Here is a 23542-nt window from a genome sequence, read left to right as displayed (position 1 = left end):
ACTTTTGTAAGATTCCTGCCTGCGCAGGAATTCATAAATTTACAGTATGCCAGACGATTTACCAATTCGGAAAATAATTCATGTAGATATGGATGCTTTTTATGCCTCTGTCGAGCAGTTGGATAATCCCGAATTACGAGGAAAACCCATCGCTGTTGGCGGTGGCGGAAAACGTGGTGTCATTAGTGCTGCAAGTTACGAGGCACGAAAGTTTGGTGTAAAAAGTGCCATGTCTGGACGCTTGGCTGAAAAACTTTGCCCTGAACTGATTTTCGTCAAAACCAATTTTGAACGTTATAAAGAAGTCTCTCAAAAAATTAGAAAAATATTTTTGAGCTATACCGATTTGGTAGAGCCTCTATCTCTCGATGAAGCCTATTTAGACGTCACACAAAACAAAATAGGTATGCCTAGCGCATCGATAATCGCGCAACAGATAAGACAACGTATTTTTGAAGATACTGGCTTAACAGCTTCTGCAGGAATCTCTATTAATAAGTTTGTGGCTAAAGTCGCCAGTGACTACAACAAACCTAATGGACAAAAAACCGTAAATCCCGAAGATGTTTTAGAATTTTTGGAAGCATTAGATATCCGAAAATTTTATGGAGTTGGTAAAGTCACAGCCGAAAAAATGTATCAAAAAGGCATTTTTACTGGCAAAGATTTAAAATCAAAATCCCTAGAATACTTAACTGATAACTTCGGGAAATCTGGTGGTTATTATTATCATATTGTCCGTGGCATTCATAACAGTGAAGTCAAACCAAATCGTACCAGAAAATCATTAGCTGCCGAGCGTACATTTAGTGAAAACTTATCTTCCGAAATATTTATGCTCGAAAAACTAGAGCATATCGCCGAAGAAGTTTCCAGGCGATTACATAAAAGTAAAGTCTCTGGTAAAACAGTAACTTTAAAAATAAAATACAGTGATTTTACTTTGCAAACACGAAGTAAAACATTACCCTATTTTATAAGCGACAAATCTATAATCTTAGAAACTGCAAAGAATTTACTCTACCAAGAAAAACTTAATAATTCTGTGAGGCTTTTAGGGATTTCATTGTCTAATCTAAACACAGAAGCCTCCAAAAAAAAGCTAGCAAAAACAGAGAAAAAATCTGTCAGTGTACAATTAAAGTTTGAGTTTTAATTTATAATTTTAGAAAACTATGAGAACTAGACTTTTAGAAGTAGCGCCAGTTTTACCAAGTCAGAATATTGAGCGCGATATAGCTTGGTTCGAAAAACATATAGGTTTTAAAACATTGTATAGTGATAAGATGTATGCGTTATTACAACGCGAAAACATTAATATGCATTTGCAATGGCATGCAGACACCAAAGATGATCCATTACTTGGCGGCTCTGTTATACGTATCATGGTTGACGATATAAAACCAATTTTTGAAGAATTTGTAGAACGAAAAACCGTAACACCAGAAAAATTAAACCTAAAAACAGCTTGGAATACTAACGAGTTTGGGTTTTATGATTTGAATAATAATGTGGTGTTTTTTGTAGAGCGATTATGATTAATATTAACAATCATGTCCAATTGATTTTCCATTATTTTAGACTAACTTAATCTAAAGGCTGACATAAAACATTAAAACGATTTCATATCAGTGAAATCTTGTAAACAAGCTAAATCAACATATGAACTTCATTAAAAAACTTTTCGGAATTAATAAAAAAGGGAAAGAAGAATACTCTGGAAATTATATTGTAGCAACTCTAAACGATAAGCTAATGCCAATCGATAGAGGAGAAATTTATGAAGACCCATTAGACGAATTTATTCAAGCTAACAAAATTGGAGAAGTTACAGGTGGAGGAACTATGCAATTGGAATCTGGAGAATTAGAATATTGTGATGTTGAAATCCGACTATACTCAGATGAAATCAATGAGAGTCAAATAAAACTAATCATTAATAAGCTAGAAGAACTTGGGGCTCCAAAAGGGTCAAGACTTTTAATAGAGAAAACAGCACAAAAAATACAGTTTGGTAAAAAAGAAGGATTAGGGGTTTATCTAGACGGAATTAATTTGTCAGATGAGGTATATAAAACCTCGGACTCTGAGGCTTTAGCTGTTGAAATAAGAAGATTAGCTGGAATTAAAGATAATACTCTTCGATATTGGCAAGGAAATACAGAAACAGGATTATATTTCTATGAAGATTCATTTGAAAAAATCAAAGAATCAATCGCTGACTTTGTAAAAGCTCACCCTGAATGTGAAAATTGTCGTATTGAACAAATAGCATAAAAGTCAGTTTATAACAACGTGCATAATTAATTGCTAATATAGCCTACTTACGAATCTTAATCTAAAAACTACAACTCTCAATCTCGGTAACTCTTAGTGTGTTTACCATACCTTTATCCTTAATTGGCATCGCTGCTAAGCTAATTAGCATATCGCCAACATCGAGATAGCCTTTTTTACAAGCTATAGCATTAACGTCTTCTATAGTTTCGTCAGTGCTTACAAACTTATCGTAATGAAACGCTGTAACTCCCCAAAGTAAACTTAAGCGTGTTAAAATACGCTCGTTTGAGCTAAATACCAATATGTGTGCACTTGGTCGCCAAGCAGATATCTGAAAAGCAGTGTAACCACTATTTGTCAATGTAGAAATTGCTTTGGCATCTATCTCATTAGCCATTTTTGCAGCATGATAACAAATTGACTTTGTAATATATCTGTTGGTACGAATATGCGGTGGTAATTGTGGAACTTCAATTAATGGAGAATCCTCGACACTACGAATAATATTTGCCATTTGTCTAATAACCTGGACCGGATATTTACCAACCGATGTTTCTCCAGAAAGCATTACTGCGTCTGCTCCATCCATTACAGAATTTGCAACATCATTAACCTCAGCACGTGTTGGTGTCAAACTTGTAATCATGGTTTCCATCATCTGGGTAGCAATAATTACTGGTATACGAGCGCGTTTTGCTCTAAGTACTAATTTCTTTTGTACCAATGGCACTTCTTCAGCTGGGATTTCTACTCCCAAATCACCACGAGCAACCATTAAACCATCACAATAGGCCACAATCTTATCGATATTGGCAACTGCTTCAGGTTTTTCAATTTTAGCGATGATAGGAATTTTGTGGTCGGTATGTTCATTAATTAATTTTTGAAGTTCCATTAAATCTTCGGCATGACGCACAAAAGATAAAGCCAGCCAATCGACTTGTTGTCCAATCGCAAAAATAGCGTCCTCTATATCTTTTTCGGTTAATGCCGGTTGTGATATATTAGTGTTAGGTAGATTAACTCCTTTTTTGGATTTTAATGGACCACCTTGAATAACCTTAGCTTTAACTTCAGATTTTTTATCTGTAGATACCACTTCAAAGATTAGTTTTCCGTCATCTAAAAGAATACGCTCTCCGGGTTTAGCGTCTTGAGGAAACTTATCATAAGTCATGTAAACACGTTCTTTTGTGCCTTCAAAACGTTCGCCAGTTGCAAAAATAATTTCGTCACCAGGATTTACGACAACCTCTTCTTTCATCTTACCGACGCGTAATTTTGGTCCTTGTAAATCACCTAATATCGCAGCGTTGTAACCATACTCTTCATTAAGTTCACGTATCATTTTTATACGCTCTTTTACACCATCATAATCGGCGTGAGAAAAGTTAATTCTAAAGACATTTGCGCCTTCATCTAACATTTGTTTTAAAACCTTCTTGCTGCTTGTTGCTGGCCCAAGCGTTGCAACTATCTTCGTTTTCTTATTCTTCATTAATTCTAAAAAATTAAATGTTCTTTGGATTTTATTTTAGCCAAATCTACAGTATAACTTGTTATGATGTGAGGTATACTCTGTAATTTGCTAATCATCAGTTTTTCGTTAACCTGATAAGTATCGTTTGTTATTTTTATAAAATAATCGACTTGTCTTAATTCTGGTAGTAGATTGTAAGTCTTTGTTACCTTTTTATCGTCGCTAAAAAGAACGCCACTACTTGTCACACTCTCTTCTTCCTTTTTACAAATATTTGCTATTAGACTCCACGTAGCATCGTTTGCTTCATTATACCATTGGTATACCGCGTAAGATGAAGACGTATAATTGAGGTCCAAATCTTTTTTATTACGCTCAAGATTAATACCAAAATGTTTATTAATCATATAGGCTAAACGGTAATCCTCTAATCTACAATGCAGGGCAATTAGTACATAGGTCTCATCATAAAAATCATCTACTAAAAGCTTATGCAGTGCCATATTATTATTTACAAATATTAAGTAAATATAAGATATAAAGATACGTCAAACATTACCTTTTTGTGAAACTTAAAGTTAACTTTTTACGAAAACGTTTGCGCTAATTATCTGTTTTTAGAAGAACTAAGGACGTTCTGTCATTTGGCTTTGAAAGGCAAAAAAAGCGCGTTTTGATGCTTTTTCTTCAGCTTTCTTTTTTGATGTTGCTCGACCTTTTGAAATCACTTTTTCATCGATACTAAGCTTTACAGAAAAGTGTTTTAAAGAGTCATTACCTGTGTCTTCATAAACTTCGTAATTAAAAGTCTTTTTTTCTTTTTGACACCACTCGATAAGCAAACTTTTATAACTAATAACTTTTCCTTCTAATTTACTAATGTCTACATGAGGAAGTATTACATTTTTATGAATAAATTTCTCACAAGCTTTGTAACCTTTGTCTAGATAAATTGCTCCGACAAGTGCTTCAAAAAGGTTTCCGTGAATATTATTTCCAAAATTCTCAGTTGGTATCCTGCTAGTGACTATATCTATGAGTTTTAATTCCTTACCAAGCTCATTTAAATGCTCGCGACTGACGACTTTAGACCTCATTTTGGTCAAATAACCTTCGTCTCCATGCGGAACTTCACTAAATAAAAAAGAAGCAATTACAGAGCCTAGCATGGCGTCACCCACAAACTCTAAGCGTTCGTAATTAATAGGATTACCCTTTTTGTCCTTGATATTCATCGAACGATGGGTAAATGCTTTTCTATAAATATGTTTCTTTTTGGGCTTATAGCCTAAAATCTGTTGAAGTTGTAAAAAAAAATTCCCGTCATCTTCAGAACGGGAATTTTTTAATATGTTACGAATGATACTCATTCGGGATTTAATCTAGTTTCTTAAATAATACACAAGCGTTGTGTCCGCCAAATCCAAATGTATTACTCATTGCTACTTTAATATCGCGTTTCTGCGCTTTATTGAGAGTTAAATTTAATTCTGGGTCTATGTTTTCGTCAACCGTTTCGTGATTGATTGTTGGCGGAATAATACCGTGCTCGATTGCTAGTATTGAAGCAATTGCCTCAATCGCACCAGCAGCACCCAATAAGTGCCCAGTCATAGATTTAGTAGAATTAATATTTATGTTTTTAGCGTGACTTCCAAATACTTCAGATATAGCTTTTAATTCGGCAACATCACCTAATGGTGTAGATGTTCCGTGTGTATTTATATGATCTACATCTTCAGGATTTAAACCTGCATTTTCTAAACAATGTTTCATTACTGCGATAACACCAATTCCGTCTGGATGTGGTGCAGTCATATGATAAGCATCTGATGATAAACCGCCACCTACAACTTCGGCATAAATTTTTGCGCCTCTAGCTTTTGCATGGTCATAATCCTCTAAAACAATCGCACCAGCACCTTCACCTAACACAAAACCATCTCGGTTTGCGTCAAAGGGTCTTGAAGCTGTCTCTGGGCTATCGTTACGAGTACTCATGGCGTGCATAGCATTAAAACCACCCATACCAGCAATGGTAACAGCGGCTTCACTTCCTCCTGTAATCACAACATCACAATGACCTAAACGTATATTGTTTAAGGCATCAATCATTGAATTTGCAGAAGAGGCACAAGCAGATACCGTTGTATAGTTTGGTCCCATGAATCCATGCTTTATGGATATGTTTCCTGGTGCTATATCGGCAATCATTTTCGGAATGAAACGTGGGTTAAATCTTGGTGTTCCATCACCTTTGGCATAGTTTAACACTTCTTCCTGAAATGTTTCTAAGCCTCCAATTCCGGCACCCCAAATTACACCTACTCTGTATTTGTTTAGTGCATCCAAATCTAAGTTTGCATCTGCAATAGCTTCATCCGAAGCTACCATTGCATATTGCGAAAACTTATCCATTTGACGCGCTAACTTTCTGTCAATAAAGTCAGTAACTTCAAAGTTTTTTACTTCACAAGCAAACTGCGTTTTGAACTTTTCAGCATCAAAATGTGTGACAGGTGCAGCGCCACTTTTTCCACTAACAAGGGCATCCCAATATTCATCTTTGGTATTGCCAATGGGTGTAAGCGCACCTAAACCGGTAACTACAACTCGCTTTAATTCCATAAAATTAACTTCTTATTTTGCTTCTTCAATATAAGAGACAGCTTGACCAACTGTTGCAATGTTTTCAGCCTGATCGTCTGGTATTTGAATATCGAATTCTTTTTCGAATTCCATGATTAACTCTACTGTATCCAATGAATCTGCTCCTAAATCGTTAGTAAAGCTAGCTTCGGTTACAACTTCGTTTTCATCAACACCTAATTTGTCTACGATAATCGCTTTTACTCTTGATGCAATGTCTGACATAATTTTTTAGTTTTAAGTTTTAATTAGAGGGCAAAAATAAAAAACTTTATTTTAAAATATACATTTACCTAATAAATGTGACTTACATAGATAAAAATAGAAATAAGTATTTAGTTTTTGAGCCTAATTGTAAATTATTATTCTTTTTTTTGTTTGAATAACTAACGTGATAACTAGATTATGAAGCGTATTGTAATTTTTGCGTCCGGCTCGGGAAGTAATGCTGAAAATTTGATAAATTTTTTTCAAGACAGTGACCAAGCATCGGTTATTCAAATATTATCTAACAATCCTCATGCCAAAGTGTTAGATCGTGCCAAACGCCTAGAGGTTTCTGCTCTTTCATTTAACAGAATTGCATTTACAAAAACTGATGATGTATTAAATATTCTGAAAAACAACAATCCCGACTTAATAGTTTTGGCAGGATTTTTATGGAAATTTCCTGAGCACATTCTAAAACATTTTAAAAACAAGGTCATAAATGTACATCCAGCACTTTTACCAAAATATGGCGGAAAAGGCATGTATGGAATGAATGTTCACAACGCTGTTGTTGCAAATAATGAAACTGAAACCGGTATAACTATACATTATGTCAATGAGAATTATGATGAAGGTGCTATTATTTTTCAAGCAAAATGTGATGTTTCAGAAAAAGATACAGCTGAAGATGTGGCCATAAAAATTCATGAATTAGAAATGGAGCATTTTCCTAAAGTGGTTGAAAAGCTATTAAATGGGTAAAAAAAAGAAGAAATACTACACTGTCTGGAAAGGACATCGTATAGGTGTTTTTGAAACTTGGGACGATTGTAAAGCCCAAATCAAAAACTTTGAAGGCGCGCAATACAAATCTTTTACAACGTTTGAAGCTGCAAAAAAAGCATTAAAAGGCAACTATAAAGACTACATTGGTAAATCAAAAACCTTTAAAAGTGAATTGTCAGAAGCTCAACTCAAAAAAATAGGAAAGCCAAACTATAACTCTATTTCAGTTGATGCAGCATCAAGTGGTAATCCAGGAGTTATGGAATATCGTGGTGTGGATACCAAAACCAAAAAGCAACTCTTTATCCAAGGTCCTTTCGATGAAGGCACCAATAATATTGGCGAGTTTCTGGCATTAGTTCACGGTTTAGCATTTTTAAAACAACACAACAGCGACCGCATTATGTACACCGACAGCCGTACTGCAATGAGTTGGGTGCGCAAAAAAAACTGCAACACTAAATTGAAACGTAATAAAAAAAACGAACCTGTTTTTGAATTGGTGGATCGTGCTATAAAATGGTTAGAAACTAATGATTACAGGACCACAATCGTAAAGTGGGAAACAAAAGCTTGGGGAGAAATCCCTGCGGATTTTGGTCGTAAATAATTTTTTGAATGAGCAGTAGTCATTTTGATATATTAATTGTCGGCGCAGGTCTTTCTGGAATTGGTGCAGCTTGCCATTTACAAAGAAAGAATCCTGAAAAAACCTATATTATTTTAGAGTCCAGAGCTACATTTGGTGGTACTTGGGATTTATTTAAATATCCTGGTATTCGTTCTGATTCTGATATGTACACGTTTGGATATTCTTTCAAAACTTGGGATAATCCAAAATCGTATGCCGATGCAGGTTCAATTTTAACATATTTAAAAGAAGCCTCTGAAGAATACGGCGTTAAAGACCAAATTACATATCATCAGAAAGCTATTTCTTGTAACTTTAATTCTAAAAATGCGCTTTGGACCATTACAACTGAAAATGTTATCACCAAAGAAGAGCATACTTATACTTCAAAATTTATTTTTAATTGTAGTGGTTACTATAACTATGATAAAGGATATACGCCAGAGTTTAAAGGTTTAGAAAACTTTAAAGGGCAATTTATACATCCTCAAAAATGGCCAGAAAATTTAAATCTTAAAAAGAAAAAAGTGGTAGTTATTGGTAGTGGTGCAACTGCAGTTACCATTGTACCCAAAATTGCAGACCAAGTAGGTCAGGTGACTATGCTTCAGCGAACGCCAACATATGTAAGTGCACTACCAAACAAAGATAAAATTGCTGAGTTATTAAAAAAAATCTTGCCCAAGACATGGGCTCATAAAGCCATCCGAACCAAAAATATTTTATTGAGCATTGCTTTTTTTAATGCCTGTAGGAAATGGCCAAATGCACTGAGAAAGTTTATATCAAAAAAAGCTCAAAAGCAATTAGGTGATATCCCTGTAAATCCTCACTTTACACCAAATTACGAACCTTGGGAACAACGTTTTTGTATTGCTCCGGATGGTGACTTGTTTAAAGCTCTGATAAAGAAAAAAGCATCAATCGTCACTGCAAAGATTTCGCATTTTGACGAAAACGGTATTATTTTAGAATCTGGAGAAGCCATCAAAACAGATATTATTGTCAGCGCAACTGGGCTTAAAATCTTGCCTCTAGGTGGTATTAAAATTTCTATAGATGGCAATCCTATCGATGTTTCAAAAACTTTTGTTTATAGAGGTGCCATGTTAAGCGGGTTACCTAATTTATTTTTATTTGTAGGCTATACCAACGCTTCTTGGACACTAAAAAGTGATTTGACTAGCGAGTATATTTCTCGTGTTATTAAATACATCGACAAGCATAATTTAGACACCATTTGCCCAATTGTAAAAGATAAAAATCTTAAACCTACGCCATTATTAAATTTAAATTCAGGATACATTAATCGCGCAAAAAATATTTTGCCCAATCAAGGCGACAAAGCACCATGGCGCGTTTATCAAAATTACATACTAGACTATAAAATGTTAAGAATTGACCGAGTAAATGATGGTGTTGCTGTTTTTAAATAGACATAGAATATCTCTTTATAAAGGAATATATTTTACGTAAGTTTGCACCTTAAATCTAAACCCAGATAATGAGTAAATTAGTAATTGTCGGAACTGTTGCCTTTGATGCTATTGAAACACCTTTTGGTAAAACTGACAAAATTTTAGGTGGAGCCGCCACATACATTGGTCTTTCTGCGGCAAATTTTGATAATGTCAATGCTGCAGCTGTTTCTGTTGTTGGAGGAGATTTTCCGCAAGAATATTTAGACCTATTAATAGATAGAAAAGTTAATATAGACGGTATTGAGATCGTAAAAGAAGGTAAGACTTTCTTTTGGAGCGGAAAATATCATAACGATATGAATTCTCGTGATACTTTAGCGACTGAGCTTAATGTATTAGAAACATTTACACCTGTTGTTCCAGAAAATTATCAAGATGCAGATATTGTTATGCTTGGTAATTTACATCCACTAACACAACAAAGCGTATTAGACCAGATGTCTAAAAAACCAAAATTGGCTATTTTAGATACTATGAATTTTTGGATGGATATTGCAATGGATGATTTGAAAGCCGTTCTTAAAAATGTGGACGTTATAACGATAAATGATGAAGAAGCAAGGCAGTTATCTGGAGAGTATTCTTTAGTCAACGCAGCAAAAAAAATCCATTCTATGGGTCCAAAATATGTGGTCATCAAAAAGGGAGAGCATGGTGCTTTACTATTTAATGAAGACAACATGTTTTACGCTCCAGCATTGCCTTTAGCTGAAGTTTTTGACCCAACTGGCGCAGGAGATACATTTGCTGGTGGTTTTTCTGGTTATCTTGCAAAAACAGGTAATGTGTCATTTGAGAATATGAAAAAAGCTGTTATATATGGCTCAGCATTAGCCTCTTTCTGTGTAGAAAAGTTCGGTACAGAACGAATGCTTACGCTAACAGATGATGAAATATACCAACGCCTACAGCAATTTAAAGACTTAACACAATTTGAAATCGAATTGAACTAATAAAAACTAACGCGCCTAATTTTGGCGCGTTTTTTAATTCATTATTTTTGAATACTCAACAACACAACAAACTCTCACAACAACAATGAGTGACGCTTTAAAACACGAATGCGGAATTGCATTAATTAGACTAAAAAAACCTTTAGAGTTTTATAAAGAAAAATACGGTAGCGCATTTTATGGGGTAAACAAAATGTATCTCATGATGGAAAAACAGCATAACCGTGGTCAGGATGGTGCTGGTTTTGCAAGTATAAAACTTGACACACAACCAGGTGAGCGTTATATAAGTCGTGTACGATCTATAGCACAACAACCCATACAAGATATCTTTGCTCAGATTAATGAACGTATCAATGATGACCTTACCAAAAACCCAGAATATCAAAATGATGTAGCCGCTCAAAAAAAGCATATTCCATACATTGGTGAATTACTTTTAGGGCATGTTCGTTATGGAACGTTTGGAAAAAACAGTGTCGAGAGTGTACATCCGTTTTTAAGACAAAACAATTGGATGCACAGAAACCTAATTGTTGCGGGTAACTTTAATATGACTAACGTTCGTGAGCTTTTTGCTAATCTTGTCAAAATAGGTCAACACCCAAAAGAAAAAGCCGATACCATTACCATTATGGAAAAAATCGGTCATTTTCTAGATGATGCAGTTTCAAAAATTTACAAGAATCTTAAAAAAGAAGGTTATAACAAAGAAGAATGTTCTCCGTTAATTGCTGAACGTCTTAATGTTGCAAAAATATTAAGAAAAGCAGCCAAAAACTGGGATGGTGGTTATGCTATGGCTGGACTGTTAGGACATGGTGATAGTTTTGTTTTACGTGATCCAGCAGGTATTCGCCCTGCTTATTATTATGAAGATGATGAGGTTGTGGTTGTAGCATCAGAGCGACCTGTAATCCAAACAGTATTTAATGTTAGTTTTGAAGATGTCAAAGAGCTTGACCCAGGTCACGCAATAATTACAAAAAAATCTGGCGAAACTTCTATCAAACAGATTTTAGAACCTTTAGAACGAAAAGCATGTTCTTTTGAACGCATATACTTTTCAAGAGGTAGTGATGCTGAAATCTATGAAGAACGTAAAGAACTAGGACGTTTGTTAATGCCTAGAGTATTGGAAGCAATAGATTATGATACCAAAAATTCAGTGTTTTCTTTTATTCCTAATACTGCTGAAACGTCTTTCTTCGGTATGATTGACACTGTAGAAGAGCACCTGAATCAAAGAAAAACACAAGCTATATTAGATGGTGGCGGAAAACTTTCTGCAGCAAAAGTCACTGAAATTTTATCAGAACGCCCAAGAATTGAAAAAATCGCAATCAAAGATGTAAAACTCAGAACTTTTATTACCGAAGATAGTAGTCGAGATGATTTAGTGGCACACGTTTATGATGTGACTTATGGTGTTATAAAGCCAACAGACAACTTGGTGATTATAGACGATAGTATTGTTCGTGGAACAACGCTAAAGAAAAGTATCATTAAGATGATGGATAGGTTACAACCTAAAAAGATTGTTGTTGTTTCCTCTGCACCTCAGATTAGATATCCTGACTGTTATGGTATTGATATGGCAAATTTAGAAGGTCTTGTTGCTTTTAGAGCAGCATTAGCACTTTTAAAAGACACCAATCAATACCACATTGTAGAAGAGGTTTATAAAAAATGCCTAAAGCAAGTCGATTTAAAAGATAAAAAAGTCGTTAACTATGTTAAAGAGATTTATGACAACTTCTCTGACGAACAAATTTCAGATAAAATTTCTGAACTCCTAAGTGATGAGGATGTCAATGCCGAAGTTAAAATCATTTTTCAACCTGTTGAAAATTTACACAAAGCCTGTCCTAAAAATTTAGGTGACTGGTATTTTACAGGAGATTATCCAACTGCCGGTGGAAACCGTGTGGTTAACAGAGCTTTTATTAATTTCTTTGAAGGGAATAAAGAACGTGCTTATTAGTAAGGCACACATTAATAACCAAGGCCTTGTTATATAGCTGATATTACTGCAGTTAATCCAAAAAATAATCTAGTTATAATCTAGACACATATATTAGTACCACCATAACATAAGTAGGTTAAGTTTATGGTAGATTTGGGGCAAAAAAGGACGATAAGTATCGTCCTTTTTTATTTCTATAAGCTTGTAAAGGTCTTACTCACAGACATATACTCACAAAACCCATCGTTTAGACCGATATTTAAGCGTTTCGTCTAGGTTTTAAGCCTTAATTGCTAGGCTTAACATATATTTGTCCTTACCATAACATAAGTAGGTTAAGTTTATGGTAGATTTGGGGCAAAAAGGGTGAATTTATATTCGCCCTTTTTCATTTTATATAAGTTCATTTTTATGAAAGTCTACGGAAGATGTGAAAATTGTTTAGAGGACATTTCTTATTCTACATCAACAAAAACTAGAGTAGAATTTGCTATGTCACATAATGATTCTGTAGATTTATTTTGCAAAAAGTGTAATAAAAATTCTACCTTTCATGTAGATGAATTATTTGCTAAACCCTCTAAAATAGCACAACTCTGTGCTGCATTTATATTTTTCTTTGGAACTCCTTTAATCTATATTCTATAAATCAAATATTAACTGAAAGTAGAAGTAATTATGTTATTTACGCAGTTGGTGGGTTTCTTATAGTTCCTGTATTAGCATATACTATAATCAACAAACAAGACCAAACTCGAGTAAGTGACTTTAATAGAAGAAAACTAAAAGGCCGAATTCATAATATTTAAAACCATAAAACCCAAGCCGTGTGGCTTGGGTTTTCTTTTTTATATAATGTTTGACTAATTACTTAGCCTCTGCATAACGTCTTTCAACTTCGTTCCAGTTAATGACTTTAAAAAAAGCATCAATATAATCTGGTCTTCTGTTTTGGTAGTTTAAATAATAAGCGTGTTCCCAAACATCTAAACCTAAGATTGGTGCTCCGCCACATGTTACCCCTGGCATTAACGGATTGTCTTGATTTGGCGTAGAGCAAACTTCAACTTTTCCACCTTTATGTACACATAACCAAGCCCAACCAGAACCAAACTGTGTTGCAGCTGCTTTACTAAATGCTTCTATAAAAGCATCTTTAGAGCCAAACTCTGCATCAATAGCATCTTTTAAATCTCCAGATAAGTAACCTCTATCTTCAGGATTCATAACCTCCCAAAATAAAGAATGGTTATAAAAACCACCACCATTATTTCTTACACCAGAATTAGACATGTCTAAATTTGTCAAAATATCTTCTATAGATTTATTTGCTAAATCTGTCCCTTCAATTGCATTATTCAATTTTGTAGTATATCCGTTGTGGTGCTTTGAGTGATGTATCTCCATCGTTCGAGCATCGATATGAGGCTCTAGAGCGTCATAGGCATATTTTAGTTTTGGTAATTCAAAAGCCATAATATTTATATTTTTTAAGTGTTAGTAATATTAGATTTTAACAAATTTACAATAATGACATCAACAAATTCTAAATAAAATATTAAGATTCCCTATTTTGGTATAAAAATAATCTGTTGCAACACACCTTTGAAATATACAGCGCGTCTGCCGGTAGTGGTAAAACCTATACACTTGCCAAATCTTACATAAAGCGTCTTATTTCTTCAAAGCATTCTGAAGCTTTCAAAAATATCCTTGCCATTACCTTTACTAACAAAGCCGTTGGTGAAATGAAAAAGCGGATTATAGATATGCTTAAGACCTTTTCTGAAGAAAATTATGACGAAAACCCTCATCCAATGTTTTTGGATATTTGTAGGGAACTTTCCATTTCTCCAGAAGAGCTTCACAAGAAATCAAAAACTGTACTACACAAAATCATACATAATTACGGAGCTTTTGATATTTCGACCATTGATGGGTTTACGCATCGTGTTATCAGAACTTTTGCCTTTGATTTAAAACTACCTATAAATTTTGAAGTAGAGCTTGACCAAGATTATTTATTGACTAAAGCTGTTGATGCTTTGATTGCCAGAGCAGGAAAAGACAAGGTACTAACGCAAATACTTGTAGATTTTGCTATTGAAAAAGCCGATGACGATAAAAGTTGGGATGTTAGTTATGATTTTAAAAAAATAGGAAAACTGCTCCTAAAGGAAAATGATATTCCATATATCAATAAACTCAAAGAGAAAACACTTGATGATTTTAAAACACTCAAAAGCACATTGCAAAAAACCAAAGCTGAGCTTGAGATCAAAATCAAGGAAGAAGCTAAAAAAACATTACAACTGATTGACGAAGCTGGTTTACAGTATGATGATTTTAACCGAAGTTATTTGCCCAAATATTTTGAAAAGTTAGCTGATGAGAATTACAGTGTTAGTTTTGACCCTAATTGGCAAACCGATTTAGTTGATGGAAATACATTATATCCAAAACGTGTTTCAGATACCATTGCACAAACAATACAAAGTATCCAGCCCAATCTTGCAAAAGCGTTTAGAAATACTAAAAAATGGGTTTTTGATTTAAAATTCAATAGAGCAGTTTATAAAAATATCACACCACTTTCTGTTATAAATGCACTTCAAAAAGAACTAAAAACTTTAAAAGAAGACGAGAATAAGTTGTTGATTTCAGAATTTAATTCACTTATAAGTAATGAGATTAAAAATCAGCCAACACCTTTTATTTATGAGCGTTTGGGTGAAAAATTTAAACATTATTTTGTGGATGAATTTCAGGACACCTCTGCAATGCAATGGCAAAATTTAATTCCGCTAATGGACAATGCATTGTCGTCTACAAATGGCTCTGCAATGCTAGTTGGTGATGCCAAACAATCTATTTATAGATGGCGTGGTGGTGATGCCGAGCAGTTTATTGATTTATATCAAAAAAGAACACATCCATTTCAGATTCAGGCAGATGTCAAAAATTTAGAAAACAACTTCCGAAGTTACCAAGTCGTTGTAGATTTTAACAACTCGCTTTTTAAATTCATCTCAGAGCAGTTTTTCTCAAAAGATAGTTATAAGTCGCTATATAAAGAGGCTTCTCAAAAACTAAAAAAAGATAAAGGTGGTTATGTTCATACTTCATTTTTAGATTGGGAAAATACCGAAGACAGAATAGATGCTTACGTTCAAAAAACCTTTGAGACAATAAAATCCTGTCTCGAAAAAGGCTATAGACCAAAAGATATTTGTGTTTTGGTACGCAAAAAGAAAGAAGGTATTGCTGTTTCGGATTATCTAACTAATAACAATATTAGCATTGTTTCATCTGAAACTTTGTTATTGAATAATTCACCAAAAGTGCAGTTGCTTAATCAAGTTATGGCATTATTGGTTAGCCCAGATGATGAAAAATTAAAGTTAGAAATGCTGAACAATATTTCAAGAATTTTTGAAATTGAAGATAAGCACACATTTTTTAAGTCTCATTTGTCGTTTTCGATTTCAGAATTATTAGACAAGCTAAGATCGATTGACATTCACCTCGATTATAATAGATTATTACAAATGCCTATTTATGAAATGGCTGAAAGTTTGGTGCGTGGTTTTGGATTGTGTAAAACAAAGCCAAATGCTTATGTTCAGTTTTATCTAGATACTGTTTTTGATTATAGCAATAAGCAAGCATCAGACATTTTAAGCTTTCTGGATTATTTTGAAACTAAAAAAGAAACACTAAGTATAACTATGTCCAATAATTTAGATGCAGTTTCAATAATGACTATCCACAAATCTAAAGGTTTAGAATTTCCGGTGGTGGTTTTTCCTTTTGCAGATTTGGATATTTATCGCGAATTAGAGCCGAAAGAATGGTTTCCGTTAGAAAAGGAAAACTACAATGGTTTTGAAAATGCCTTGATAAATTACTCTAAAGACTTTCAGAATTACGGCGGAATTGGTGAAGTCATCCATAATAAACATCAATCAGAGTTAGAACTAGATGGTATTAACTTGTTATACGTAACCTTGACTCGAGCAATTGAGCAATTATATATAATCACAAAAAAAGACATCAGTAACAAAGGTGTTGTTAACGAAAAAACATACGCGGGGATTTTTATCAATTACCTTATTTCTGAAAATATATGGAAAGAAAACCAATCTGAATACAGTTTTGGAGAACCTACTAAATTATCTATCGGGCAAGCTGTCTCTGAAGAATCAGAAGACTACGAATTTATATCTACTCCCAAAGAATCGCATAACCTCAGAATCATTACTAGCTCAGGTGTTTTATGGGAGACTGATCAAGAAAAAGCTATTGAATATGGTAATCTAGTACATTTAGTGATGTCTAAAATCACAACACCTCATGATGTCGATTTTTCTATTAAATCAGTAGTGAGTGATGGGCATATCAAAGCATCGGAGTCAGAATCGCTTAAGCAAATTGTACTTTCAATTATTAATCATAAAATGCTTTCAGCATATTTCTCAACTGACTATTTAATATATAACGAAAAAGATATTATTACAAAAGAAGGCCACTTTTTTAGACCAGATAGATTGGTAGTAAAAGGTAACAAAGCGGTAATTATAGATTATAAAACTGGGGTTGAAAACAAAAAATACGAAGCTCAGATAAACGACTATTCCAATGTCTTAAAAGAAATGGGGTATGTTATTAAAAAAAAATTGATAGTTTATACTAACGATACTATTAAGATTTTAGAAGTTAAATAGTAACTTTGTAAAACAAAAAAAGCAATAATGTACGGAGCAATAAAAGAATATCTTAATCAAGAAATAGAAAATATAAAAGATGCTGGACTTTTTAAAGAAGAACGTATCATAACATCTGCACAAGGTCCTGAAATTACCTTGAATACAGGAGAAAAAGTTTTAAATTTTTGTGCAAACAATTATTTGGGTTTATCATCCCATCCTGAAGTTGTAAAAGCAGCGCAAGACATTATGGATACTCATGGTTTTGGGATGTCGTCAGTGCGTTTTATTTGTGGTACTCAAGACATACACAAAGAACTTGAGCAAAAAATAGCGGATTTTTATGGTACTGAAGACACCATCTTATATGCTGCAGCATTTGACGCTAATGGAGGTGTTTTTGAACCTTTACTGGGTAAGGAAGACGCTATTATCTCTGACTCATTAAATCACGCATCCATTATCGATGGTGTGCGTTTATGTAAAGCTGCCCGATATCGTTATCAAAATAATGATATGGCTGACTTAGAAACTCAGTTGATTGAGGCTAACAAAAATGGAGCACGACATAAAATAATTGTTACCGATGGTGTGTTTTCTATGGATGGACTTGTAGCTCCGTTAGATAAAATTTGTGATTTAGCAGATAAATATGACGCTATGGTTATGATTGACGAGTGTCATGCTACAGGATTTATAGGAGAAACGGGAATTGGGACATTAGAAGAAAAAGGTGTTTTGGGTCGAATAGATATTATCACTGGAACTTTAGGTAAAGCATTAGGTGGTGCTATGGGTGGCTACACTACCGCAAAAAAAGAAATTATTGAAATCTTAAGACAGCGTTCTAGACCTTATTTATTTTCAAATTCATTAGCGCCAGCAATTGTTGGAGCATCAATTAAGGTATTTGACATGCTTTCAGGTGACACTTCATTAAGAGACAAACTAGAAGCAAATACAAATTATTTTAAAGCCGGAATGAAAAAAGCTGGTTTTGATATCATTGATGGTGATTCCGCGATTGTACCAGTAATGTTATACGATGCAAAGCTATCACAAACCATGGCCAATATGCTGTTAGAAGAAGGTATATACGTTATAGGATTCTTTTTTCCTGTAGTACCAAAAGATAAAGCACGAATTAGAGTCCAACTTTCAGCTGCTCACGAAAAGGAGCATTTAGATAAAGCAATTAATGCATTTATTGAAGTTGGTAAAAGATTAGAAATAATCTAAATTCTTTAGAATGGCTTTATTTAAAGGCTTTCTATCAATATTTTTATATATTTGTCTTTGTTAATAATATTTAACAACTTACATTTGCTAACAATTAACACTTAAAATTAAATTATTTAGAATATGAAAAATCTTAGCAGATTATTATTTGTAGCTGTGCTTCTAGCGAGCTTTAGCACTGCTAACGCTCAGGATGAGAACAATCCTTGGGCTTTTGGTCTTGGTATCAATGCAGTTGATTTTTATCCTGTGGGAGAGCCTCTTCCTCAAGGTGAGTTTTTTGACGAATTTCTTAATGCAAACGACCATTACAATGTATTACCTTTCTTATCGAGAATAGCAGTTTCTAGATATTTAGACGATGGTTTTACTTTTACAATTGCTGGTAGTCTTAACAGAATTAGCAAGTTTGGAGACGTTGTTGACGCTTTCGGTAATGAATCAGTTAACAGTGTTCCAAATTTAAATTATTATGCTGTTGATGCAACTGTTTCTTACAGTTTCATGGACTTAATCAAATCAAACACTCTTGACCCTTACTTAGGTGTTGGTGGTGGTTACACTTGGGTAGATGATATTGGTGCTGGTACTTTAAATGGTACTTTAGGCCTTGACTACTGGGTTTCTGAAAAAGTTGCTTTAAACTTACAAACATCTTACAAGCATTCTTTCGAAGATAGATTAGCGAAACATTTCCAACATTCATTTGGTGTTAAATTCAAATTTGGTGGAACTGATACTGACGGTGATGGTATTTTTGATCATGAAGATGCTTGTCCAGAAGTTGCAGGTTTAGAAGCCTTTAACGGTTGTCCTGATTCTGACAATGACGGTATCGAAGATTCTAAAGATGATTGTCCTAACGAAGCTGGATTAGCTGAATTTAATGGATGTCCTGATGCTGATGGTGATGGTGTAATTGATGGTAAAGATGATTGTCCTACAGTTGCTGGTCTAAAATCTTTAAATGGTTGTCCTGATGCTGATAGCGATGGTATTGCTGATGCTAAAGATGGTTGTCCTAATGAAGCTGGTCCTGCAGCAAACAACGGTTGCCCTTACCAAGATAAAGATGGTGATGGTGTATTAGACAAAGATGATAAATGTCCAGATGTTGCTGGTACTGTAGCTAATAATGGTTGCCCAGAAATAACTGAAGCAGAAAAAGATCAATTAAATGCTTATGCTAAAACTATCTTATTTGATACTGGTAGAGCGTCAATTAAAGATGAGTCTAAGCAAGTATTAGCTGATATTATAGCTATATTAAGTAAATACCCAGATGCTAAATTTACAGTTGAAGGTCACACTGATAGCGTTGGTTCAGAAAAATTAAACCTAAGACTGTCTGATGAAAGAGCAATATCTGTTAGAGATTACTTAGTTGCTAACGGAGTTAATCAATTTAGATTATCTGCTGAAGGTTTTGGTGAAAGTAAGCCTATTGCCTCTAACAAAACAAGAGACGGAAGAAAACAAAATAGAAGAGTTGAGATTAACTTAGCTAACTAGTTTTTTTATCACATAAATTTTAAAAAACGCTTCGGATATTCGAAGCGTTTTTTATTTTTAGGTAATGGATAGTTTTATAGAAAATGTTTTAAAAGATTTAAAAAAAAAGGACGTTTCTTTTTCAGAGTTAGTTTTTATTTTACCAAGTAAAAGAGCTGGTGTCTTTTTAAAAAACAGACTTAATAATTTTATTTCAGAAACCTGCTTCGCTCCAGAGATAATAAGTATCGAGGATTTTGTTCAAGATCTTTCGCAGTTAAGACAGATATCTGGTGTCGAATTATTATTTGAATTTTATTCGTCTTACAAAAAAATTACTCCAAAAAATAAAGTTGAACCTTTTGATTCTTTTTCAAAATGGGCTCAAATTTTAGTTCAGGACTTTAATGAAATTGATAGGTATCTTATTAATTCGATAAAGATTTTCGATTATTTGGGTGCTATTCAAGAACTAAATCATTGGTCTTTAGAGACTCAGAAGACAGAATTAGTTACTAACTATCTTAGTTTTTGGAAAAACCTGAGTAGATACTACAATCAGTTTACTAATGACTTAATTTCTGAAGAAACTGCCTATCAAGGTCTAATATATAAAGAGGCTACAGAACACGTAGAAACTTATATTCAGAACACAAAAAAAACACATGTCTTTCTTGGTTTCAATGCGCTTAATTCTGCTGAGGAATTAATCATTCAAGAATTATTACAAAACAATATAGGTCATGTGTATTGGGATATTGATTCTCATTTTTTTAATAATAAAAATCATAGCGCAAGTTTATTTGCCCTGCGTCACCAACAAAAATGGTCATTTTACAAGACAAATCCATTTAATTGGATAACAACAACTTACTCTTTACGAAAAAACATTAATATTATTGGCTGCCCAAAGTCTGTAGGTCAAAGTAAATACGTTGGTAACTTGTTAAAACAATTATCAAAAGAAAACAGTTCTTTAAACAGCACTGCAGTTGTGCTAGGAGACGAACTATTATTAATGCCTGTACTTAACGCTCTACCAATTGGTATAAATGCAGTAAACGTTACAATGGGTTTGCCTTTAAAATCAATACCAGTAGCGTCTTTATTTGAGCAGCTTTTTATGATTCACAGAGTAAAGGTTAAGCGTTTTTATTTTAAAGACGTTATTGCTATTCTTTCTCATCAAATGATTCAATATATTTTTGAATCTAGCGAGCATATCATAAAAACAATTCATAAAAACAATATCGCCTATTTATCAGTAGATGATATTATAAAATTATCATATGAATCAGATGTAGAATTAATAAAGTTACTGTTTGAAGATTGGCATGTGTCTATTACAAAAAATATAAGCAACTGTCTAAAGCTAATTAAAAGTATCAAAGAAGGTTTTGATGATTTTAAAACAGAAAAAAGATTAGAGTTAGAATATCTATACCGTTTTAATACTCTTTTTAATGAAATAGCGTCTCTAAACTCTAAATTTGGATTCATAAATGACGTTTCAACACTATTCTCTGTTTATAAAGAATTACTGAATAGTGAAACTTTAGATTTTCAGGGAGAACCCTTAGAAGGACTTCAGATTATGGGAATGTTAGAGTCTCGTGTGTTGGATTTTGAAACCGTAATTATAACCTCAGTAAACGAAGGTATTCTACCTGGTGGGAAAACCAATAATTCCTTTATTCCATTTGATGTAAAAATTGAAAATGAATTACCAACCTACAAAGAAAAAGATGCCGTTTATACCTACCACTTTTATAGCTTAATTCAAAGAGCTAAAAATGTTTATTTAATTTATAATACCGAAGTCGATGCCTTAAAAGGTGGAGAAAAAAGTCGTTTTATAACCCAACTTGAAATCGAGGGTATTCATGATATAAAACATAAAGTCATTTCGCCTTCTATCCCAAAAATAGAAAGTAAATTAATGACTATAAAAAAAGATGATACTATTATTAATAAACTCAAAAACTATGCTACTAAAGGGTTTTCACCTTCATCATTAACAAAATACATTCGAAACCCGATAGACTTCTATTTTGAGAAGGTTTTGGGTATTAGAAATACTGAAGAAGTTGAAGAAACTGTTGCAGCTAATACTTTAGGAACAGTTGTACACAATTCTCTCGAAGATTTCTATAAACCTTTTGAAGGTAAATTTCTTCAAATTGAAGACATCAAAAAAATGAAGTCTTTAATTGATATAACTATTACTAAACATTTTACTAAAGAGTATAAACAAGGTGATATAACATCTGGCAAAAATCTTATCATATTCGAAATTGCAAAACGTTACATCGTCAATTTTTTAAATTCTGAAATAGACCTTTTAAAAAACGGAAATGCTTTAAAGATAATTGCAATAGAAGTAGATAATACTGTTGCTATAAATATCCCAGAACTTGGTTTCCCAATCAATATAACTGGTAAAGTAGACCGCGTTGACGAACTTAATGGCGTGACAAGAATAGTGGATTATAAATCTGGTAAGGTAGAGCAAAACAATGTCGAAATTGTAGACTGGAATTTATTAAATACAGATTACAAAAAGTACAGTAAGTCTTTCCAAGTACTTTGTTATGCTTATATGATGAAAAAACAAAATCTTATTAAACTTCCTGTTGAAGCTGGCATCATTTCCTTCAAAAATCTAAAACAGGGCTTTTTAAAGTTTGCTGAAAAGGAATCTACTCATAGCAGAAAGAAAAACCACGAAATTTTTGATGAAACCCTTCAAAATTTTGAAGCTCAACTTAAATCGTTAATTATAGAAATCTGCAATCCTAATATAGATTTTATCGAAAAAGAATTGGAATAATGTATATCGAAAAAAATACTATAATAAAGCGCTATGGTCAAAAACCAATGGTTGTTGATACGTTTTATAATCCAGAAATAAAGAAGCAGCCAATAATTATTTTTTCTCATGGCTATAAGGGTTTTAAAGATTGGGGCGCTTGGAATATAATGGCCAAAACAATTGCAAAATCTGGGTTTTGTTTCTTGAAATTTAATTTTTCTCATAATGGAGGCACTGTTGAAAATCCAATAGATTTTCCAGATTTAAAGGCCTTTGGAAATAATAATTATACAAAAGAGATTAATGATTTGGGTGACGTTATTAATTGGTCAATTGATAAATTTGAGAATAACTCAGCGATAGACACAACAAAAATATATCTCATAGGACATAGTCGTGGAGGCGGCATTACTGTGCTTAAAACTGCTGAAGATAATCGAATAAAAAAACTTGTCACTTTAGCAAGCGTATGCGATTTTGAAAAGCGCACTGCAACTTTTGGCAATTTAGAACAATGGAAAAAAGATGGTGTTAAATACGTGACTAACGGACGTACAAAACAACAAATGCCTCATTATTATCAGTTTTATGAGGATTTTATTAAGAATAAAGATAATTTAAATATTAAATCAGCATGCAAAAAAATTAATGTGCCGCATCTAATTATTCATGGGGAAAGTGATACTTCAATCGCTGTTTCTGAAGCAGAAAATCTTAATCACTGGAATCCCAAAAGTCAGTTAAATATTATCAAAGGTGCAAATCATGTATTTAACGTAAAACATCCGTGGACAGAAAAATCTGTTCCAAAAGAGTTTAAAGCGATGATGAATGCATCTATAAATTTTTTAAAATAAA

The 23542-nt window shown here is 33.4% G+C and carries 19 protein-coding genes; 13 read left to right on the top strand and 6 right to left on the bottom strand.

Features of this window, described 5'->3' with window-relative positions:
- Window positions 1-46: 46 nt before the first annotated feature.
- The 3 genes from dinB (at window position 47) to BTO05_RS09215 (ending at window position 2277) form a co-directional block, all read left to right on the top strand.
- On the top strand, window positions 47-1156 hold the full coding sequence (gene dinB / locus BTO05_RS09225) for a DNA polymerase IV (RefSeq protein ID WP_087492390.1): 1110 nt from the start codon (window positions 47-49) through the stop codon (window positions 1154-1156).
- 19 nt (window positions 1157-1175) lie between these two features.
- Entirely contained in the window at window positions 1176-1538 is a 363-nt protein-coding gene (locus BTO05_RS09220) for a glyoxalase/bleomycin resistance/extradiol dioxygenase family protein (protein ID WP_087492389.1), read from the top strand.
- A gap of 124 nt (window positions 1539-1662) precedes the next feature.
- The gene (locus BTO05_RS09215; RefSeq protein WP_198295220.1) at window positions 1663-2277 is read left to right on the top strand and encodes a hypothetical protein; all 615 of its coding nucleotides are present in this window, start codon (window positions 1663-1665) and stop codon (window positions 2275-2277) included.
- A gap of 61 nt (window positions 2278-2338) precedes the next feature.
- Here BTO05_RS09215 and pyk read toward each other — a convergent pair whose 3' ends face one another.
- From pyk to BTO05_RS09190, 5 genes are all read right to left on the bottom strand, one after another.
- Complete coding sequence (pyk, locus tag BTO05_RS09210) at window positions 2339-3778, bottom strand: pyruvate kinase (RefSeq protein WP_087492388.1); 1440 nt, start codon at window positions 3776-3778, stop codon at window positions 2339-2341.
- Between the two features lie 5 nt (window positions 3779-3783).
- Window positions 3784-4263 carry an IPExxxVDY family protein gene (locus tag BTO05_RS09205; RefSeq protein WP_087492387.1) on the bottom strand — a complete coding sequence of 160 codons (480 nt, stop codon included), beginning with the start codon at window positions 4261-4263 and terminating at the stop codon, window positions 3784-3786.
- 123 nt (window positions 4264-4386) lie between these two features.
- Entirely contained in the window at window positions 4387-5130 is a 744-nt protein-coding gene (rnc, locus tag BTO05_RS09200) for a ribonuclease III (protein ID WP_087492386.1), read from the bottom strand.
- Window positions 5131-5137: 7 nt separating this feature from the next.
- Window positions 5138-6388, bottom strand: a complete 1251-nt coding sequence (gene fabF, locus BTO05_RS09195) for a beta-ketoacyl-ACP synthase II (RefSeq protein ID WP_087492385.1) — start codon at window positions 6386-6388, stop codon at window positions 5138-5140.
- Window positions 6389-6400: 12 nt separating this feature from the next.
- On the bottom strand, window positions 6401-6634 hold the full coding sequence (locus BTO05_RS09190; protein ID WP_013750595.1) for an acyl carrier protein: 234 nt from the start codon (window positions 6632-6634) through the stop codon (window positions 6401-6403).
- A gap of 180 nt (window positions 6635-6814) precedes the next feature.
- Here BTO05_RS09190 and BTO05_RS09185 point away from each other — a divergent pair, with 180 nt between their 5' ends.
- From BTO05_RS09185 to BTO05_RS09165, 5 genes are all read left to right on the top strand, one after another.
- Window positions 6815-7381 carry a phosphoribosylglycinamide formyltransferase gene (locus BTO05_RS09185; protein WP_087492384.1) on the top strand — a complete coding sequence of 189 codons (567 nt, stop codon included), beginning with the start codon at window positions 6815-6817 and terminating at the stop codon, window positions 7379-7381.
- Window positions 7374-8015, top strand: a complete 642-nt coding sequence (locus tag BTO05_RS09180) for a viroplasmin family protein (protein WP_087492383.1) — start codon at window positions 7374-7376, stop codon at window positions 8013-8015. The genes BTO05_RS09185 and BTO05_RS09180 overlap by 8 nt, the downstream gene beginning before the upstream one ends.
- Window positions 8016-8023: 8 nt before the next feature.
- Window positions 8024-9472 (top strand): flavin-containing monooxygenase, encoded by a 1449-nt coding sequence (locus BTO05_RS09175; protein WP_087492382.1) that lies wholly within the window; start codon window positions 8024-8026, stop codon window positions 9470-9472.
- A 68-nt stretch (window positions 9473-9540) separates the two neighbouring features.
- Window positions 9541-10470 carry a PfkB family carbohydrate kinase gene (locus BTO05_RS09170; RefSeq protein WP_087492381.1) on the top strand — a complete coding sequence of 310 codons (930 nt, stop codon included), beginning with the start codon at window positions 9541-9543 and terminating at the stop codon, window positions 10468-10470.
- An 85-nt stretch (window positions 10471-10555) separates the two neighbouring features.
- Window positions 10556-12454, top strand: coding sequence for an amidophosphoribosyltransferase (locus tag BTO05_RS09165; protein ID WP_087492380.1), 1899 nt, complete (start codon window positions 10556-10558; stop codon window positions 12452-12454).
- A gap of 849 nt (window positions 12455-13303) precedes the next feature.
- Here the strand turns inward: BTO05_RS09165 and BTO05_RS09155 are convergent.
- Window positions 13304-13912: a superoxide dismutase gene (locus BTO05_RS09155; protein WP_087492378.1), complete on the bottom strand. Its 609-nt coding sequence runs from the start codon at window positions 13910-13912 to the stop codon at window positions 13304-13306.
- Between the two features lie 116 nt (window positions 13913-14028).
- Between BTO05_RS09155 and BTO05_RS09150 the strand changes: the two genes are divergently transcribed.
- From BTO05_RS09150 to BTO05_RS09130, 5 genes are all read left to right on the top strand, one after another.
- Window positions 14029-17160 (top strand): UvrD-helicase domain-containing protein, encoded by a 3132-nt coding sequence (locus BTO05_RS09150; protein ID WP_087492377.1) that lies wholly within the window; start codon window positions 14029-14031, stop codon window positions 17158-17160.
- Window positions 17161-17187: 27 nt separating this feature from the next.
- Window positions 17188-18381, top strand: coding sequence for a glycine C-acetyltransferase (kbl, locus tag BTO05_RS09145; protein ID WP_087492376.1), 1194 nt, complete (start codon window positions 17188-17190; stop codon window positions 18379-18381).
- Between the two features lie 123 nt (window positions 18382-18504).
- Window positions 18505-19893, top strand: coding sequence for an OmpA family protein (locus BTO05_RS09140; RefSeq protein WP_087492375.1), 1389 nt, complete (start codon window positions 18505-18507; stop codon window positions 19891-19893).
- 64 nt (window positions 19894-19957) lie between these two features.
- Window positions 19958-22702, top strand: a complete 2745-nt coding sequence (locus tag BTO05_RS09135; protein ID WP_087492374.1) for a PD-(D/E)XK nuclease family protein — start codon at window positions 19958-19960, stop codon at window positions 22700-22702.
- On the top strand, window positions 22702-23541 hold the full coding sequence (locus tag BTO05_RS09130; RefSeq protein WP_087492373.1) for an alpha/beta hydrolase family protein: 840 nt from the start codon (window positions 22702-22704) through the stop codon (window positions 23539-23541). The genes BTO05_RS09135 and BTO05_RS09130 overlap by 1 nt, the downstream gene beginning before the upstream one ends.
- Window position 23542: the final 1 nt, after the last annotated feature.

The sequence above is a fragment of the Winogradskyella sp. PC-19 genome (assembly GCF_002163855.1).
Taxonomy (GTDB): Bacteria; Bacteroidota; Bacteroidia; order Flavobacteriales; family Flavobacteriaceae; genus Winogradskyella.
The sequence above is the reverse complement of the archived record's forward strand: the minus strand, read 5'-3'. Positions and strand labels throughout refer to the sequence as shown.